Origin of the sequence: Micromonospora sp. M71_S20, from assembly GCF_003664255.1 — a bacterium.
In the GTDB taxonomy this organism is placed as follows: Bacteria; Actinomycetota; Actinomycetes; order Mycobacteriales; family Micromonosporaceae; genus Micromonospora.
In genome coordinates, this window is record NZ_RCCV01000001.1 from 3,063,098 (window position 1) to 3,079,774 (window position 16,677).

At 71.9% G+C, this 16,677-nt stretch carries 15 protein-coding genes and 1 pseudogene; 10 read left to right on the forward strand and 6 right to left on the reverse strand.

Annotated elements, in window-relative coordinates:
• The first annotated feature begins 50 nt into the window (after positions 1–50).
• Positions 51–680, forward strand: coding sequence for a trans-aconitate 2-methyltransferase (locus DER29_RS13860; RefSeq protein WP_121397707.1), 630 nt, complete (start codon positions 51–53; stop codon positions 678–680).
• 79 nt (positions 681–759) lie between these two features.
• Here the strand turns inward: DER29_RS13860 and DER29_RS13865 are convergent, their stop codons facing one another.
• From DER29_RS13865 to DER29_RS13875, 3 genes are all read right to left on the reverse strand, one after another.
• On the reverse strand, positions 760–1,566 hold the full coding sequence (locus DER29_RS13865; RefSeq protein WP_121397708.1) for a BTAD domain-containing putative transcriptional regulator: 807 nt from the start codon (positions 1,564–1,566) through the stop codon (positions 760–762).
• A 182-nt stretch (positions 1,567–1,748) separates the two neighbouring features.
• Complete coding sequence (locus DER29_RS13870; RefSeq protein ID WP_121397709.1) at positions 1,749–2,465, reverse strand: polysaccharide deacetylase family protein; 717 nt, start codon at positions 2,463–2,465, stop codon at positions 1,749–1,751.
• Positions 2,462–3,472, reverse strand: a complete 1,011-nt coding sequence (locus DER29_RS13875; RefSeq protein ID WP_121397710.1) for a glycosyltransferase family A protein — start codon at positions 3,470–3,472, stop codon at positions 2,462–2,464. Before DER29_RS13875 ends, DER29_RS13870 begins: the two co-directional genes overlap by 4 nt.
• Before the next feature lie 269 nt (positions 3,473–3,741).
• Between DER29_RS13875 and DER29_RS13880 the strand changes: the two genes are divergently transcribed.
• The 7 genes from DER29_RS13880 (at position 3,742) to DER29_RS13910 (ending at position 11,913) form a co-directional block, all read left to right on the forward strand.
• Positions 3,742–5,052 carry an aspartate aminotransferase family protein gene (locus tag DER29_RS13880; protein ID WP_233600061.1) on the forward strand — a complete coding sequence of 437 codons (1,311 nt, stop codon included), beginning with the start codon at positions 3,742–3,744 and terminating at the stop codon, positions 5,050–5,052.
• Positions 5,046–6,065: an NAD(P)-dependent oxidoreductase gene (locus DER29_RS13885; RefSeq protein ID WP_121397712.1), complete on the forward strand. Its 1,020-nt coding sequence runs from the start codon at positions 5,046–5,048 to the stop codon at positions 6,063–6,065. The genes DER29_RS13880 and DER29_RS13885 overlap by 7 nt, the downstream gene beginning before the upstream one ends.
• A gap of 11 nt (positions 6,066–6,076) precedes the next feature.
• Positions 6,077–7,045 (forward strand): UbiA prenyltransferase family protein, encoded by a 969-nt coding sequence (locus tag DER29_RS13890; RefSeq protein WP_121397713.1) that lies wholly within the window; start codon positions 6,077–6,079, stop codon positions 7,043–7,045.
• Complete coding sequence (locus DER29_RS13895) at positions 7,042–8,055, forward strand: glycosyltransferase family 2 protein (protein ID WP_121397714.1); 1,014 nt, start codon at positions 7,042–7,044, stop codon at positions 8,053–8,055. Before DER29_RS13890 ends, DER29_RS13895 begins: the two co-directional genes overlap by 4 nt.
• Positions 8,052–9,089, forward strand: coding sequence for a glycosyltransferase family 2 protein (locus tag DER29_RS13900; protein ID WP_121397715.1), 1,038 nt, complete (start codon positions 8,052–8,054; stop codon positions 9,087–9,089). Before DER29_RS13895 ends, DER29_RS13900 begins: the two co-directional genes overlap by 4 nt.
• Entirely contained in the window at positions 9,086–10,201 is a 1,116-nt protein-coding gene (locus DER29_RS13905; RefSeq protein ID WP_148710043.1) for an endonuclease/exonuclease/phosphatase family protein, read from the forward strand. The genes DER29_RS13900 and DER29_RS13905 overlap by 4 nt, the downstream gene beginning before the upstream one ends.
• 242 nt (positions 10,202–10,443) lie before the next feature.
• Positions 10,444–11,913: a cellulose binding domain-containing protein gene (locus DER29_RS13910; protein WP_121397717.1), complete on the forward strand. Its 1,470-nt coding sequence runs from the start codon at positions 10,444–10,446 to the stop codon at positions 11,911–11,913.
• 174 nt (positions 11,914–12,087) lie between these two features.
• On the opposite strand, the gene DER29_RS13915 is transcribed toward DER29_RS13910, so the two are convergent.
• Both DER29_RS13915 and DER29_RS13920 read right to left on the reverse strand, forming a co-directional pair.
• The gene (locus DER29_RS13915) at positions 12,088–14,070 is read right to left on the reverse strand and encodes a cellulase family glycosylhydrolase (RefSeq protein WP_121397718.1); all 1,983 of its coding nucleotides are present in this window, start codon (positions 14,068–14,070) and stop codon (positions 12,088–12,090) included.
• A gap of 125 nt (positions 14,071–14,195) precedes the next feature.
• Positions 14,196–14,621, reverse strand: coding sequence for a hypothetical protein (locus DER29_RS13920; RefSeq protein ID WP_370040332.1), 426 nt, complete (start codon positions 14,619–14,621; stop codon positions 14,196–14,198).
• Between DER29_RS13920 and DER29_RS36265 the strand changes: the two are divergent.
• Positions 14,568–15,248, forward strand: a pseudogene (locus DER29_RS36265) (cellulose binding domain-containing protein); the annotation flags it as partial. The gene DER29_RS13920 and the pseudogene DER29_RS36265 overlap by 54 nt on opposite strands.
• A 30-nt stretch (positions 15,249–15,278) precedes the next feature.
• Positions 15,279–15,968, forward strand: a complete 690-nt coding sequence (locus DER29_RS34150) for a ThuA domain-containing protein (protein WP_199729441.1) — start codon at positions 15,279–15,281, stop codon at positions 15,966–15,968.
• 196 nt (positions 15,969–16,164) lie between these two features.
• On the opposite strand, the gene DER29_RS13930 is transcribed toward DER29_RS34150, so the two are convergent.
• Positions 16,165–16,662 (reverse strand): YcxB family protein, encoded by a 498-nt coding sequence (locus DER29_RS13930; RefSeq protein ID WP_121397721.1) that lies wholly within the window; start codon positions 16,660–16,662, stop codon positions 16,165–16,167.
• Positions 16,663–16,677 lie beyond the last annotated feature (15 nt).

The following is a 16,677-nucleotide window of genomic DNA, read 5'->3' on the forward strand; positions in this document are numbered from 1 at the left end:
GGCCCGTCACCTGAGTCTGAGTCTGATTCGGAGAGAGAGTCGGTGACACCATGTCGATCGCGCCACTGCGGACGATGGCACGGCTGGTCGGAGTCCCGGTCCGGGCGCTGGTGCGTCGCAGCACGAGGCTGAACGCGGCGCTCTGGGACACCCAGTACGCGCTGGGCTTCTGGGGCTACCTGGACGGCGCGGGCGACGGGGCCGTGCCGCTGTCGCTGATCGAGACGTGGGCGCCGCGCCCGACGATCCTCGACCTCGGCTGCGGCACCAGCGCCAACCTTGCCCTGACCCGGGGCCGGTACCGGCACTACCACGGCGTGGACATCAGCCGCCGGGCGATCGAGGTGGCCCGGTCGCTCGACCGGCCGGACGCGTCGTACGAGGTGGCCGACATCCGGGCCTACCGGAGCCTGGAGCGGTACGACGCCATCCTGCTGCGCGAGGTCATCTACTACCTCACGGTGGCGGAGGCGGAGCACCTGCTGCGCCGGCTGCCGGACATGCTCACCGCGCGGGGCCGGATCATGGTGCAGATCTACGACGTCGACCGGTCCCAGCAGTTCGTCGAGGTGATCCGTGGCTGCGGGCTGGACGTCACGACGCGGCTGCCGACGGACCGCGCCGACGGCGCGACCGGCGCCTTCTTCGTCCTGACCCCCGCGGCCGCCCCGCCGCGCTGAACCCCGCCGGCGCCCGGCCGCTGCCGGGGCGGGGGAGGGGCCCGTCGGGCGTCCCGCGCGCCCCGGGCCCCGCCCGCGCTCAGACGGAGACCCGGCGCTCCCACCACGGCCACACCGTCACCGGTTCGCTGCGCAGCAGCCGGCGATGCAGGTCCTGGAGCCGGTGCCCGGGTTCCACCCCGAGCCGGTCGGAGAGGGTGCTGCGGGCGTCCTGGAAGGCGGTGAGCGCCTCCGCCCGCCGGGAACTCTGCCCGAGCGCGACGAGCAGCAGCTCCCATAGCCGCTCCCGCATCGGGTGCTCGGCCAGCATCCAGCGCAGCTCGGCGACCACGTTCTCGACGTCGCCGAGCAGAAGCCGTACGCCGGTCGCCTCCTCCAGGACGTCCTGGCGCAGCTCGGTCAGCCGGATGCGTTCGGCCTCGGCGAGCGGGCCGGTCGCCTCGTGCAGGGCCCGGCCGGCCCAGTGGGCCAGACCCCGCTGGAAGAGGTAGAGCGACTGGGACAGGTCGGCCTGGGACCGGGCGGCGCGGGCCGCCCGGACGTCCTGTTCGAAGCGGATGATGTCCACGGCGTCCGACGGGATGTCGAGGGTGTAGCCGGGCCGGGTGGACCGGAGCACCCGGGCCAGGGCCGGCCGCCGGCCGGGCGGCTCCAGGACCCGGCGCAGCCGGCCGATGTAGGTGTGCACCATGTTCTCCACCGAGTCGGGCCGGCGGCCGGCCCAGATCGCGTCGACGATCTGCGCGACGGACATCACCATGCCGCTGCGCAGCGCCAGCACCGCCAGGACCTCCCGTTGCCGTGGCGTGCCCAGGTACAGGTGCGTGTCCCCGCGCTGGGTCCGGATCGGCCCCAGGAGCAGTATGGACAGTTCATCGTGCGACATCAGGTGTCTCCCCCACCAGAGGAACCGGGTGCCAGGACCCGGCTCGGCACTTGTCGACGGCGCTGTCCGGGCACCGGACAACCACGGCGTCGGGGCGGGTCCGGGACGGCAGGCGAGTCGACGGTTCGACGCGCGTTCGGCGGCTCCCCGCAGCGGGAGGGCCCTCGGGGCATCCGCGCCACCTACCGGTCGTCCGGGACGGTGACGAAGCGCAGCCCGCGATCGGTCAGCCTCGGGAGGACCTCGGCCAGGGCCGCGACGGTCTGCGACCGGTCGCCGCCGCCGTCGTGACAGAGCATGATCTGCCCGGGCCGGGTGCGCGACAGCGTCCGGGCGATCCGGGCGACGCCGGGGCTGCGCCAGTCGCTGGGGTTGACCGTCCAGTCGACCGGGACGAGGCCGAGCTCGGCGGTGGTCCGCAGCACCCCGGGCGACCAGTTGCCGCCGGGGGCGCGGAACAGCCGCGGCGTGTGCCCGGTCGCGTCCTCGATCTCGCGCTGGGTCCGGTCGATCTCGGCTGTGATCTCGTGCCGGGCCAGCGCGGCGAACGGCTGCGGGTGCGTCATGGAGTGGTTGCCGATCAGGTGACCGGCGGCCAGCACCTCCCGGGCCAGCTCCGGGTGTTCCCGCACCCGGTCGCCGACGAGGAAGAACGTGGCCCGCACGCCGTGCCGGTCGAGCAGGTCGAGCATCGGCGCGGTCCACCGCGGGTGCGGGCCGTCGTCGATGGTGAGCGCCACGTCGTCGCCCGGCACGCCGAAGGCCGGCCGGCGGGGACCGCCGAGCGAGGGGCGGCGGCGCAGGAGCTGCCGGCCGCGGTAGGCGAAGAGCAGGTAGTGCAGGGCGTGCGCGCAGAGCTGGGCGCCCAGCCGGGCGGCCGGTTTCCGGGCGCCGCTCATCGGGGCGTTTTCGCGGTGGTCACCCGGGTCGGCCCGAAGTCGCGGTCGGCGAGGTGGCGCAGCCCGCCCACGACGGCGCCCGTGACGACGGCCAGTTGGACCAGCAGGTGCACGGCGAAGAAGAAGACCGCGTACGCGGGCCCGCGCCGGTGCAGGACGAACCGCAGCAGCCCGGGCTCGGCCACCACGAACAGGGCGAGGAGGAGCAGCGACGCGGCCGGCCAGCCGCCGACGAGCGGGGCCAGCGGCAGGGTCGCCGGCACCAACGTCGCGGCGACCAGGGCCACGGGGCTGTTGGCGCGGATGCCCGCCGGTCCGCGTTCGGCCAGGGCCACCGGGATCAGCAGCTGCGAGCGGTGGAACTGCTTGCGTAGCAGCGCCCCGAGCCGGCTGTCGTCGTCGTGCCGGCAGACGACGGTGTCGGTGAGGACGATGCCGTACCGGTCACCCATCCGGTCGCCGAGTTCGACGTCCTCTGAGGCGCGCAGGTTCTCGTCGAACAGTCCGACCGAGGTGAAGACCTCGCGGCGGATAAGGCAGACCGCGAAGAGGGTGGTGCGCACCCGCCCGACGTTGCGCAGCCGCCAGTAGTGCCCGTGCAGCAGCCGGTACGCCTCGACCGGCCCGTCGTCGATCAGGGGTTCCAGCGCGTAGATGCCGTGTACGCAGGCGACGTCCGGCTCGTCGCGCAGGATCGCGAGGGCGTTCTCCAGCGCGTCCGGTTCCGGGGCGCAGTCGGAGTCGAGGAAGAAGAGCAGCTCGCCGGTGCTGGCCCGGATGCCGCGGTTGCGGGCTGCCGCCGGCCCGGCGTTGCGGCCGGTGACCAGCAGCCGGCACCCGAAGCGCCGGGCGATCGCCCGGGTGTCGTCGGTGCTCGCGTCGTCGACGACGATGACCTCGGTCACCGGCTGTCGCTGTCGGCGGACCGCCTCCAGACACGCGCCCAGGGTCTTCGCGCTGTTGTGGGCGGGGATGATGACCGACACCGTCGGCGGCATGATCAGCACCTCACCGGTACGTAGGGCAATACGTATGCGAATTGACAGGTGGAAATTCCGTTGTGCCGCGACCAAGTTATCGACCGGTCACCCCGTCCCGCAAGGGTTGCCTTGCGTAGTCAAGGTTCCATCCAGTGCCGGTCCAGGAAAGATTTCGGGCCGATAGATACCGTCGCGGCATGCCCAATCTGGTCAGCGTCGAGGAATGCGAGCGGTTCACCGTTCGCGAGGTGCACGACCTCTATCGGCGGTACGTGAACGCAAGCCAGGTCAATCTCATGACCTCGTTCGGCTTCGGCCGGGAATTGGTCGAGCACGCCGAGGGGGCCTACCTGACATTACGGGACGGCCGGCGGGTCCTCGACCTGACCGGCGGCGTGGGGGTGCTCAACCACGGCCACAATCATCCACGCATCGTGGCGGCCCGGCAACGGTTCGCGGAGCGCCGGCGGATGGAGGTGCACAAAACGTACTTCTCTCCCTACCTCGCGGCGCTCGGCCACAACCTGGCGCAGCTGCTCCCCGACGACCTCTCGATGTCGTTCCTGCCGAACTCCGGGGCGGAGGCGGTCGAGGGTGCGGTGAAGCTCGCCTTCAAATACCACGGCGGCCGACGGGGAACCATCCTTCGCGCGGACTGCGGTTTCCACGGAAAGTTGCTCGGTTCCGGCGGACTGACCGGGCAGCCCCACTTCGACTTTCCGACAATTCCGGGAATCGTCCCATTCGCTTACGGCGATCTGGATTCCGTCCGGTCGGCCATCGACCGGCACCCGGACGACGTCTATGCGCTCATCGTCGAACCGTTCAGCGCCTCCACCATTCAGTGGTGCGACGAAGGCTTCCTGCGCGGCGTGCGCGAACTGTGCGACCGGCACGACATCGTGCTGATCTTCGACGAGATCTACACCGGCTGGGGCAAGACGGGCAGCCTCTTCTACTTCATGCGCTACCCCGGCCTGGTGCCGGACGTGCTGACCACGAGTAAATCGTTCGGCGGCGGCAAGTCGTCCATTTCGGCCTTCGTCGCCCGGGAGCCGGTGTTCCGCAAGGCGTACGACAATCTGACCGACGCGCTGCTGCAGAGCACCAGCACGACCTACTACGGCATGGGGGAGGAGTGCGTCACCGCCATCGAGGCGATCAACGTGGCGGTGGAGGACGACTACCCGGCGCGGGCCCGCGAGCTGGAACGCGTGCTGGAACCGGCCCTGACCCGGCTGGGCAAGGAGTACCCGGACGCGGTCGGCCGGGTGGCGGGCGCCGGGGCGCTCTGGGGCGTCCAGATCGACGGCGGGCCCAAGCTGCTCGACCTGGTCTCCCGGCTCGCCCCGGGCGGCGTGGCCCGGGACCCCAGGTTCAAGGCGAAGCTGGTGACCTGCGCCGTCGTCAACGCGCTCTACCGGGACCACGACATCTTCACCTACTACACGCTCAACGGCCTGAACCCGCTGGTCATCGGTCCGTCGCTGATCACCGACCCGGCCGACGCGCAGCGCGCCGTCGACGCCCTCGGCGAGGTGTTGGCCCAGGGATTGAACCGGCTGGTCACCCGGTTCGTAGCGCAGAAGGTGGGATCGCTGTGGTGATCGCGATCACCGGCGCGGCGGGCATGCTCGGCTCCCGGCTGGTCGACCGCCTCGGCGCCGACGGCCACCACGTACGCGGCGTCGACCTGCGGCCGGAAAACGGGGTCACCCACGTGGGGGACGTCCGCGACGCCCGCCTGCTGGACCGCGCCTTCGCCGGCGCCACCGTCGTCATCCACTGCGCGGCGGCGCTGCCCAGCTACCCGGCCGACCAGATCCGCTCCGTCACCGTCGAGGGCACGCGCGCCGTGTTCGCGGCCGCGGAGCGGGCCGCGGTGGCCCGGGTCGTGCACGTCTCGTCGACCGCCGTCTACGGGCTGCCGACGCGGGTGCCCACCCCGGAGGAGCACCCGCACGCGCCGGTGGACACCTACAGCGCGGCCAAGGCGGCGGCCGAGGAGATCGCCGTCCGGCACCGTGCCGGCAGCCTGCCGGTGGCGGTGCTGCGGCCCAAGACCTTCCTCGGCCCCGGCCGGATGGGACTCTTCTCGATGCTCTTCGAGTGGGCCGAGGAGGGCCGCAACTTCCCGGTCCTCGGCCGCGGCGACGTGCGGATCCAGATGTTCGCCGTCGACGACCTCGTCGACGCGGTGGTGACCGTCCTGCACGCCCCCGACGAGGTCGCCAACGACACGTACAACCTGGCCGCCGAGCGCTTCGGCACCCTCCGGGAGGACTTCCAGGCGGTCCTGGACGCCGCCGGCCACGGCCGACGGGTGGTCTCGCTGCCGGCCCGGCCGGCGCTCGCCGCGCTCAGCCTGCTGGAGCGCAGCCGGCTCTCGCCGGTCTACGGGCGGCTGCTGCACAAGCTGATGGCCGACTCGTACGTCAGCATCGACAAGGCCCGGCAGCGGCTGGGCTTCCAGCCGAAGCTGTCCAACCAGGACGCCATCCTGCGCACCTTCGAGTGGTGGCGGACCGAGCGGCACCGCGAGCGCCCGGCGCGGGACGGGCGGACCAGCCGCGATCCCTGGCGGCAGGGCGCCCTCGCCGCCGCGAAGATCTTCTTCTGACAGGGGCCCTGATGACCGCCGTCGAAAGCGTGGTGGAGCCGGTCGCCCCGGTCGCCACCGGACCCGTCGCGCGCGTGCCCACGCTGCTGCGACACCTCGTGGCGCTGGCCCGGCCGGGCCACGCCGTCAAGAACCTGCTCGCCGTCCCGCTGGCCCTGACCGACACGCCGGTCTGGACGGCGACCGCGCTGTGGCGGTGCGTCTGGGCGGTGGCCGCGTTCACGCTCGCCTCGTCGGTGATCTACGTCGTCAACGACATCGCCGACCACCGCCTGGACCGGGCGCACCCCACCAAGCGGCGTCGGCCGATCGCCGCCGGTCACGTCCCGGTGCCGGTGGCCGGGGCGTACGCGGTCGTCCTCGCCGTGCTGCTGGCCACGCTGACCGTCAACGGGCCGGCGATGACGTGGTGGCCGCTGATCGCGTACCTCGCGCTGAGCACCGCGTACAGCAGGTGGCTCAAGCACGTGCCGCTGCTGGACGTCTGCGTGGTCTCGGCCGGCTTCGTGCTGCGCGTCATGCAGGGCTACGCCGCGACCGGCGCGGCCGCCTCCAGCCTCCTGCTCACCGCGGTGTTCAGCGGCTGCCTGGTGCTCGTCCTCGGCAAGCGTCGGCACGAGCTGGCCGCCCTCGGCACGCCGCACCGGCCCGCGCTGGTCGGCTACAACCTGCTGCTCGCCGACCACCTGCTCGGTCTCACCGCCTCCCTGGCCGGCACCGCCTTCCTGCTCTACCTGCACGTCGACGCGCCGATCGACGCCTACCCGCCCGTCGCGCTGGCGATCGTCGTACCGCTGGGGCTGCTCGCCGCGTTCCGCTACCTGCAGGCGGTGCTCGTGCTGCGCACCGGCGGCGACCCGATCCGGATGCTGCTGCGCGACCGGATGATCGTCGGTTGCGCCGTACTCGCCGGCGCCACGCTGGCCCTGGCACAGATCACCGCCCGCTATCCCCACCTGCTGACCTGGACGGACAGATGAACCATCCCCTGGTGTCGGTCATCGTGCCGAACTACAACTACGCCCGCGCGCTGCATCTCTGCCTCGACTCCCTGCGCGCACAGACGTACCCGCATCTGGAGATCATCGTGGTCGACGACTGCAGCACCGACGACTCGGTCGCGGTCGCCGAGGCCCACGGCGCGCGGGTCGTGCGGACGCCACGCAACGGCGGGCCGGCCGCGGCCCGCAACCTCGGCGCGGCGACCGCGGCGGGCGAGATCCTGTTCTTCATCGACTCCGACGTGGCGGCCAAGCCCGACGCGGTGGCCAACGCGGTGGAGTTGCTGGCCGCCGACCCGACGATCGGGGCGGTCTGCGGCAACTACGACCCGGTGCCGCTGATCCGCGACAGCCTCCTGGAGGAGTACCGCTGCCTCCAGCAGTCCTACTGGCTCATCGCGGACGAGGGACCGATCATGACGCTCTACACCGCGCTGCTGGCCGTGCCGGCGCGGGTGTTCACCGAGATCGGGCCGTTCAACCCCCGGCTGCGGGAGACTGAGAACGCCGACTACGGGATGCGGCTCGCGCAGCGCTACCAGATCCTGCTCTCCCCGCGGGTGCGCGGCGTGCACGACCACGACCACGAGCTGGGGGTGCTGGTGCGCAAGGTGTTCACCCGCACGGCGCTGCACATCCCGATGTACGCCCGCAAACCGGAGTTCCCCGGCGGGCTGAGCAGCGGCCCCCGGGCCTGGGTCAGCATCGCCGCCCCGCTGGCCCTGCTCACCGCCGCCCTGCCCCCGCTGCTCGGCCCGGCCTACCTGCTGGTGCCGCTGGCCGCGTTCGTCGCCTTCCTCGCCGGGGACCTGCCGATGCACCGGTTCGTACGGGGCGAACGCGGGCCGCTCTTTCTGGTCTACTTCGTCGCGATGCACTTCTTCCTGAACCTGGTCATCGCCGTCGCCGCGGCCTGCGGCGTGGTCGCCTGGCTGACCTCGGGCCGGTTCCGGCGGCTCTACGACCGACCGGAGGTCGCCACCCGATGAACGAACTCCCGCTCGTCTCGGTGATCGTGCCGAACTACAACTACGCCGAGTCGCTGGACCTGTGCCTGCGCTCGATCCTCGACCAGACCTACCCGAACATCGAGCTGCTGATGGTCGACGACTGCAGCACGGACCAGTCCGTCGCGGTGGCCAGCGCCCTCGGCGTCCCCGTGGTCAGCACGGGGGTCAACGGCGGCTGCGGCACCGCCCGCAACGTCGGCGCCGCGGCGACCCTCGGCGACCTGATCTGCTACGTCGACTCCGACCTGGCGCTGGCGCCCGACGCGGTGGCCACCGCGGTCCGGCTGCTCGTCGAGGATCCCGCCGTCGGGGCGGTCTGCGGCATCCAGGACGCCGAGCCGTTGCTCCACGACACCGTGGTCTCCCGGTACCGCGGCCTGCAGTACCACTACTGGTCGATCAGCTCCGAAGGCGACGTGTCGTTCCTCTTCCCGGCCATGTGCGTCATCCGGCGGGCCGTCTACGACGAGGTCGGGCCGTTCAACCCGGCGCTGCGGCAGACCGAGGAGGTCGACTACGGCTACCGGCTGACCCGCCGGCACCGGATGCTGCTCACCTCCGAGGTACGCGGGCGGCACGACCACGACCACGAGCTCTCCGGGCTGCTGCGCAAGCTGTTCCACCGGGGGCGGCTGCGCATCCCGCTCTACGCACGCGCCCGCCGCTTCGGCAAGGGCTTCGAGACCGCCTCGCGCGCCTGGGGCAGTCTCGCCGCGTTCGCCGCCCTGCCGGCGCTGGCCGTACCGCTGCTGCTGGGGCCCTGGGGGGCGGTGGTTCCCGCCGCGCTGCTCGCCGCCTCCCTGGCCTGCGACGCCGGGATGTACGGCTTCGTGCTGCGCCGGCGCGGCCTGCCGTCCCTGCTCGGCTTCGCCGGGCTGCACTTCCTGGTCAACGTCACGATCACCGCCGGGGTGGCGACCGGCGCGGTGCAGTGGCTGCTGTCGCGCACGTTCCGGCAGCTCTACGACGCCTCGTTCCCGGTCGAGGGCACCCGCCGGTGGGAATCGGCGTGACGACGGCCGCGCCGGTGACCGCCGCCGGCACCGAGCCGAAGCCGCCCGCCACCGCGCGGCCGCGGCGCTGGCCGGCGGCGGTCCTGGCCGGCGCCGGCGCGCTCTGGCTCGCGTTCACCGTCGCGCACCTGGCGCTCAGCGGGCGCTGGTGGCTCTGGCTCGCGGTGGACGCCGTGCCGCCGCTCTCCTTCCTCCTGGCGCCCCTGGCGCTGGGGGCCGGCGCGGCGGCGGTCCGGCGGCGGCGCCGCACGGTGGCGCTGCTCGCCGCCGCCGCGTTGCTGCTCGGCGCGGGGCAGAGCGGCGTCAACGTCCGCCGATGGCAGGGCGGGGACGGCCCGGCCCCGCCCGACGCCCTGCGCGTGTTCGTCTGGAACACCGGCTACTGGGACGAGGGGGGCGAGACCGAGGCGCTGTACCGGTCGCTGCGCGACGCGGACGCCGACGTCTACCTCTTGCAGGAATACTGGTACGAGAAGAGCGCCGGACCGACGCCGGCCACGCTCGACCGGCTGCGCGCCGAGTTCCCCGGCTTCCAGGTCGTGGTCGCCGGCGAGTTGGTCACCGTCTCCCGCCTGCCGGTGCTGCGGCAGGTGCCGTTGGAGCCGGCCGGCCTGCCGCCGGCGGTGGCGGGAGCCGGCGACCAGTGGCGCTACAAGACCCTCCGCACCGACCTGGACCTCGGCGGCGGCCGCGTGCTGTCGGCGTACAACCTGCATCTGCCCGTGCAGCTCTCGCCCGAGCACGGCCCGTTCGACGGCGACTTCTACCGGGTGCTGCGCGAGCAGCACGCCCAGCGGGAACCGCAGTGGCGGGCGCTGGCCCGTGACGTGGGGTCCAACCCCCATCCGGTGCTGCTCGCCGGGGACCTGAACACCAGCCCGGCGATGGGTGACCTGCGCAAGCTGCCCGACGGCCTGCGCGACGCCGGTCACGCGATGCCGTCGCTCTACCCGGCGAGCTGGGCGGAGTCCGCCGGCTGGCCGCGGTGGTGGCGGCTCGACTGGGCGCTCGCCTCGCCGGCGGTGCGGGTGCACTCCTACCGCTTCGGCGACGCGGGCGGGGTCTCCGACCACCGTCCGCAGGAGCTGCTGGTGTCGTTGGGCGACGGCTGACGCGTCGCGTCCGGTCGTGCCGGCCCGTGCGGACGCACCCGCCGGCCGGGATCGGCGCCGCGTCGCGGAGCGCGTTTCAGCATGCCGCCCCGTCTATCCGCCGGTGGCGGCGGTAGACCCGGCCGCCGTGGACCGCGGCTCCACGTTGGCCGCAGCCCCGGACATCGACCATCTAGAATTCCTGGCATCGTGGGCCGGCTCGACCGGCCCGGTCCCGGGTACCCACCGACGGAGGCCCGCTGATGACCCGCTCCCGTACCGGCAAGGCAGCTGCCGCGATCGGCCTGGTCGCCGCCCTCGTCGGGCTGGGCGCGACGGCCCTGGCCTTCGCGCCCACGGCGCACGCCGCCGCGCCCGAGCTGACCGCCGCGTTCGCCCGGACCTCGGTGTGGAGCACCGGATACGGCGCCCAGTACCTCGTCACCAACCGGGGCGACGCCGCCAGCACGGGCTGGGTGGTGGAGTTCGACCTGCCCGCCGGCTCCGAGGTGAGCAATTCGTGGAGTTCCGTGCGTACGCGGACCGGCCAGCACTACCGCTTCACCGACGCCGGCTACAACGGCAACGTCGCTCCCGGCGCCGCCGAGAGCTTCGGCTTCAACGTCCGCGGGCTGGGGGAGCCCCTCAACTGCACCGTGGACGGCCGGCCCTGCGCCGGCTCCGCCCCGCCCACCACCGCCCCGCCGACGACGGCTCCGCCCACGACCGCTCCGCCCACGACTGCTCCCCCCACGACCGCCCCGCCCGCCGGTCCGGTGGTGGACGTCTCCACCGCGGCCCAACTCCAGGCCGCCCTCGCCGCCGCCCGGCCCGGCCAGACCATCCGGCTCGCGGCCGGCACGTACCGCGGGGCGTTCCTGACCCAGCGGGCCGGCACCGCCTCGTCGCCGGTCACGCTGACCGGGCCGCGCGCCGCGGTCCTGGTCAACGACGGGCCGGCGGGCACCGGGCCGTCCTGTCCGGTGCCCACGGCCGGCTGGGACTCCGGGTACGGTCTCTGGCTCTTCGACGCGCCGCACTGGAACCTGACCGGCTTCACCGTCGCCGAGTCGAAGAAGGGCATCGTGCTGGACAACTCCCACCACGTCACGATCGACGGGGTCCACGTGCACCACACCGACGAGGAGGCGGTGCACTTCCGCCGCTCCTCGGCGGACGGGATCATCCGGAACTCGACGATCACCGACACCGGCCTGGTGCAGCCGGGCTACGGCGAGGGGGTCTACCTCGGCTCGGCGCAGTCCAATTTCGGCTGTCACGGCAACTCCGGTGGGGTGGACCGCTCCGACCGGGTCCAGGTGCTGGACAACCACATCGGCCCGAACGTGCGGGCCGAGCACGTGGACATCAAGGAGGGCACCCAGGGCGGCGTGCTGCGGGGCAACCGCTTCGACGGCCGGGGCATCTCCGGCGCCAACTCGGGCGACTCGTGGGTCGACGCCAAGGGCAACAGCTACCTCATCGAGGGCAACACGGGCACCTTCCAGGCGCCCGGCACGTTCGCCAACGGCTACGAGACGCACAACCTGCTCGACGGGTACGGCTGCGGCAACGTCTGGCGGGGCAACGCCTCGGAACTGGGCGGTGTCGGCGGGTACGCCGTCCGGGTCTCCTCGACCTCGAAGTGCGCCGCGAACCCCAACGTCGTGTACGCCTCGAACACCGTCACCGGTGCCCGCTACGGGCTGACCAACATCAGCGTCGCCCCGTAGCGGGCGGGCCGCGCCGCCTGCACCGGCGACCCGGTGCGCGACCGCGCGCCGGGATCGATGCCCGCGCGCGGGCCGCCTACCGGGAGGCGCCTGCCACGGCGCCTTCCGGCCGGTCACCCGTCGCGTGGGTGACCGGCCGGTCGCGTCGCCGGCACGGATGCCGGTCGAGGTCGATCAGGACGACGCGGCGCAGGAGATGTCGCCGGGCACGGTGTCGGGGCCGTTGGCGGTGAAGCCGAAGGCGGTCGTCCCGCTCGGGGGCAGGGCGCCGTTCCACGCCTCGTTGCGAACCGTCACCGTCGAGCCGGAGACGGTGTGCCGGCCGCTCCAGAGCGAGCCGATCGAGGTGCCGCTCGGCGAGGTCCAGGTGACCGTCCAGTTCCGGGTCGCGCTGGTGCCGGTGTTCTTCACGGCCACCTCGGCCTGGTAGCCGCCCGACCAGGAGGTGGTCACCCGGTAGGTCGCCGTGCAGCCGGCGTCGCCGCCACCGCCGTCGAGGGTCGTGAAGGTACGTCCCGGCGAGGGGGCCGAGACATTGCCGGCGGCGTCCCGGGCCCGGACGCTGAAGGTGTAGCTGGTGTTCGCGGTCAGCCCGGTGGCGGTGTAGCTGGTGCCGGTGACGGTGCCCACCACGGTCGCCGCGCCGGTTCCGGTCGCCCGGAGCACATCGTACGAGGTGACGCCGACGTTGTCGGACGCGGCGGCCCAGGCCAGCGAGGCGCCGGTGGCGGTGATGCCGCTGACGGTGGGCTGCCCCGGGGCGGTCGGCGCGACGGTGTCGCCGCCCCCACCGTTGGCGTAGCGCTCGGCCAGGCTGATACCGGTGGTGCTGGCCGCACCGCCCAACCGGACCGCGTGGTCCAGCCCGACGAACTTGTTGTTGTGTTGCCACAGCGCCGGCTTGAGCAGGGCGTACTTCTGCTCGTCCCAGGTCTTCCAGTCGTCGAGCAGCAGTCCGCCCGTGTCGCCCGAGTTGGGGTTGAGCACCCAGAACGTCTGGTGCAGCCCGTGCTCGACGATCAGGTCACGCAGTGCGGTCATCCACTTGTCCTGCCGGGCGTCCTGGCCGAGTCGGCCGCCCCACTCGCCGATCAGCAACGGCGCGGTGTCGTTCTCGTGGATGAAGAGCCAGTTGGGCCGCCACACGTCGTTGGTCAGTGAGGTCTTGTCGAACTCCTTCTGGAACCAGGGCTGCTCGAAGACCAGTGGACCGTAGTCGTGCGGCGAGTACACCAGTTGGTCCTGGTGGGCGCCCAGGTTGATGGGCAGGGTGCGCACGCCGCGCAGGTTGCCGCCCCACCAGTTGTAGTAGTAGTTCGGCGAGAGGTCGGGGTCGGTGTTCGGCGAGCTCCAGCTCTCGCCCTCGCGCGGGTAGACCTCGATTCCCTCGACCAGGATCAGCAGGTTGGGGTTGATGGCCAGGATCCGTCGGGCGGCAGTTTCCGCAACGTGCTTCCAGTTGTCCTGGTCGGTCGAGTTGTCCCACTTCGCGCGCGGCGGCTGGTTCGGCGTGCCGTGCGGTTCGTTCTTGAGGTCCATCGCGACGATGGTGTCGTTGGTGAGATAACGCGCGGTGACCCACTCCCACGCCTGGTAGAAGTGCTCGGTGGTGATCGTGCCCTTGTACCACATCGGATGGATGTGTCCGGAGTTGTCGGCCTCCGCGCTGTGCACGTCCAACATGACCTTGAGGCCGTACTGCTCGCAGAGCTGAAGCCAGTGATCGAAGACCTGCAGGCCGTTCTTGCCGGCCAGCTCGGGGTTGGCGTAGGTGTTGACGTTGACGGGGCCGAACGTTCCGGCCTTCCACTCCAGCAGCAGCTGGGTGGAGACGGGCACTCGGACGATGTTGATGCCCCGGTCGGCCATCGACTTGGTGATCTGGGTGATGTTGCCGGACCACAGGCCGTGGAAGACCCGTTCCGAGGCGTTGAATCCGAACCAGTTGGTCCCCGTCAGCCAGACCTCGTTGCCGGCCTCGTCGACGATCTTGTTGCCCTCGGTGTGCAGCCAGTCGTTGGCAGGAACCGCGGCTGCGGCGGGTGCGGTGGTGGGGATGGCTCGGGCCGGGGCGGCGACGCCGGGGCCGGCCGCGACGGCGCCGGCCAGCACGGCAGCGGCGGCGGCGGCGGCGGCGGCAAGAGCTTTTCGTTTCATGGACACTGGCGCCTCCAGGCGGTGGTGGGCGGTATCGCAACGCATCCAGTGGGACGAATGGAAGCGCTCCCATAGAGTATTGCCGAGACGTTCGGGGTGGAAGCCCTCCGGTCCTCCTGGCGCGGTCAGAGCCCGGCCGCTGCGTCGTACCGGCGACGCAGATCTGCCATTTCCGGCCCGGTCAGCGCCTCCTCGCGCGCCTGCTCCACGTACTTCTGCGGGAACATCTCGCGCAGCCGGTCGACGAACGCGACGTCGGCGCTCGCCGCGACCACCCGGATGCCGGGGGGGTCGGTGGACATGTCCATGATCACCGGACCGACGAGCTTGACGGCCCAGTCCCACGGACGCTTCTGCTCGGCGATCCCGCAGAGGTGGAAGCCGTAGACCGTTCGCACGTCGGCGAGGGCGGTGGCTTCCGCGGGCTCGTGACCGTAGACGCGGACTCCGCAGATCACCGCCGGTTTCGCCCGGCCCTCGGTGGCGTGCGGTGCGTCATGCCCAGCGTGGTGGTGTTGCCCCGGGTCCACCTGTTCGAGCGTGCTCCGCATCCGGTCCATGATCCGCGTCCGCAGATCCGCCGGCTCGGCTTCCGATCCGGCGGAGCTGGTCAGTACGACCGCGCCGGCCGTCAAGGTCAGGATCGCCGCCACCCACACGAATCGATTTCGGTACCATCCCGCGAAACTCTGCCGGGAGAACATGCTCACCTCTTGTCTGGTCGCCGTTTCCGGTGCGTCGACAGACGGCCCGGATGCCTCCGGCGGGTCGGATCTCGGGCGTCGGCCGTGGTGGGACACGTACGGCGGGGACGGTTGCCCAGGGGCCTGCCCGTCGTACGTGGAGATGGCCCGGCGAGGCGGCGCGAAGGGCCGGTGAGACCGGCGCGCTGCCGGCGCTGCTGCTCCCGTGCTGCCGTTCCCAGCGCGGTTGCCCCCGCGCTGCGGCGATGTGAGCCATTGCAACACGACCGGGACCGCTCCGGCAACATCGACGATGCTCATCGTGGCGCCGGTCCGGTCGGCCGGCGCCCGCGTCCGATCCCCGTGCGCCAGCGGATCATCAACGCCCGGAACGCCCAGGTCAGCCAGGCCGGGTCCGGGGTGACCGTCCGCAACGTCAGCTGGAGCGGTGCGATTGCGCGGGGCGGCACCGTGAGCTTCGGGATCCAGGGCACCCAGGCAGGGCGGGGTTGGCAGCATGGTCGCATGAGCTTCGAGGTCATCGTCATGACCAGGACGGCCGGATACCGGCACGACTCCATCCCGGACGGCATCCGCGCCGTACAGGCACTCGGCGAGGAGCACGGCTTCGCCGTGACCGCCACCGAGGACGGCGACACGTTCACCATCGACCGGCTGGCCGAGGTCGCGGTGGTGGTGTTCCTGAACACCTCGGGCGAGGTGCTCGACGCGGCCGCACAGCGGGCCTTCGAGTCGTTCATCGGCGCGGGAGGCGGTTTTGTGGGCGTGCACGCCGCCGCCACCACCGGCTACTCGTGGCCCTTCTACAGCCGGCTGCTCGGGGCCGCCTACTTCACTGATCACCCCGAGGTGCAGCAGGCCACGCTCCGGGTCGAGGACCACGACCACCCGGCGACCGCCCATCTGGGATCGACCTGGACCCGCCGTGACGAGTGGTACAACCACCGGTGCGGCGTCCGGTCGACCGCGCGGGTCCTGCTGTCGGTGGACGAGACATCGTACGAGGGCGGGACGATGGGCGCCGACCATCCGCACGCGTGGTGCGTCGAGATCGCGGGCGGGCGCTCGTTCTACACCGCGGGTGGGCACACCGCCGAGGCGTACGACGAGCCGGACTTCCGGGCCCATCTGCTGGGCGGGATCCGGTGGGCGGCCGGTGGCCGGGCGGGGCACAGGGGGCCCGTGGCCGGGTGACGAAGCCGGGCCAGGCCTGTCGGGGGTGCTGTCTAGGGTGTGGGTGCCAATGACTGCTTCTTGTGATCCGTCAGCTGATGTGCGACGCGGTTCTGCCAGGTGACGTGCGTCGGGTGGTCTAGGAAACCGAGGTAGCGATCCGCAGTCGCCGGCCCTTGATGCTACGGACTGGTGGGTGGTGGTGCGTCGGACGAGTTCAGGGAAGCTGGAGCAGCCCACGTTTGGCCATATAGGTTCGCAACGTCTCGGCGTCCTCGGCGGACATCAGGCGGCGTGGGATTACGGTCGCCGGCATCCGACCGACGTAGACGATCCAGAACTCGGGGGTGTCCCCTACCTGGGTGACCCCGTCCCAGGCGATGCCGCCGGACTCCGAGCCACTGCACATCATGATGTTGTCGTCGGTGATGTCGTACGCGCCCTCGACGGCGTAGTGACTGGAGCGGCGTCGGGCGCGCAACCGCACCCACGGCGAGTACAGCATCGACAGCACGCCAGCTGCAACGATGGCCATGCACAGCGGCGAAATCTTCTCGCCCCACGCGAACCCCCGTGAGACGGCGAAAGCGATCGCCCCGGCCGCCGCCAGCACCGCGCCGATATGGCCGTACCTGCGTAGCCGAACCCTGCTGAGCGCAGCGGCCACGCGGCCTGGGTAGGCGGGATCAGCTGGGACGTCAAACCGGATGTGCACGCCAGAACGATAGTG

Excerpts from the sequence above, each read along its gene's own strand:
- DER29_RS13860 (WP_121397707.1), top strand. The coding sequence starts at position 51 with ATGTCGATCGCGCCACTGCGGACGATGGCACGGCTGGTCGGAGTCCCG.
- DER29_RS13865 (WP_121397708.1), bottom strand. The coding sequence starts at position 1,566 with ATGTCGCACGATGAACTGTCCATACTGCTCCTGGGGCCGATCCGGACC.
- DER29_RS13870 (WP_121397709.1), bottom strand. The coding sequence starts at position 2,465 with ATGAGCGGCGCCCGGAAACCGGCCGCCCGGCTGGGCGCCCAGCTCTGC.
- DER29_RS13880 (WP_233600061.1), top strand. The coding sequence starts at position 3,742 with ATGACCTCGTTCGGCTTCGGCCGGGAATTGGTCGAGCACGCCGAGGGG.
- DER29_RS13890 (WP_121397713.1), top strand. The coding sequence starts at position 6,077 with ATGACCGCCGTCGAAAGCGTGGTGGAGCCGGTCGCCCCGGTCGCCACC.
- DER29_RS13895 (WP_121397714.1), top strand. The coding sequence starts at position 7,042 with ATGAACCATCCCCTGGTGTCGGTCATCGTGCCGAACTACAACTACGCC.
- DER29_RS13900 (WP_121397715.1), top strand. The coding sequence starts at position 8,052 with ATGAACGAACTCCCGCTCGTCTCGGTGATCGTGCCGAACTACAACTAC.
- DER29_RS13910 (WP_121397717.1), top strand. The coding sequence starts at position 10,444 with ATGACCCGCTCCCGTACCGGCAAGGCAGCTGCCGCGATCGGCCTGGTC.
- DER29_RS13915 (WP_121397718.1), bottom strand. The coding sequence starts at position 14,070 with ATGAAACGAAAAGCTCTTGCCGCCGCCGCCGCCGCCGCCGCTGCCGTG.
- DER29_RS13920 (WP_370040332.1), bottom strand. The coding sequence starts at position 14,621 with ATGCGGAGCACGCTCGAACAGGTGGACCCGGGGCAACACCACCACGCT.
- DER29_RS34150 (WP_199729441.1), top strand. The coding sequence starts at position 15,279 with ATGAGCTTCGAGGTCATCGTCATGACCAGGACGGCCGGATACCGGCAC.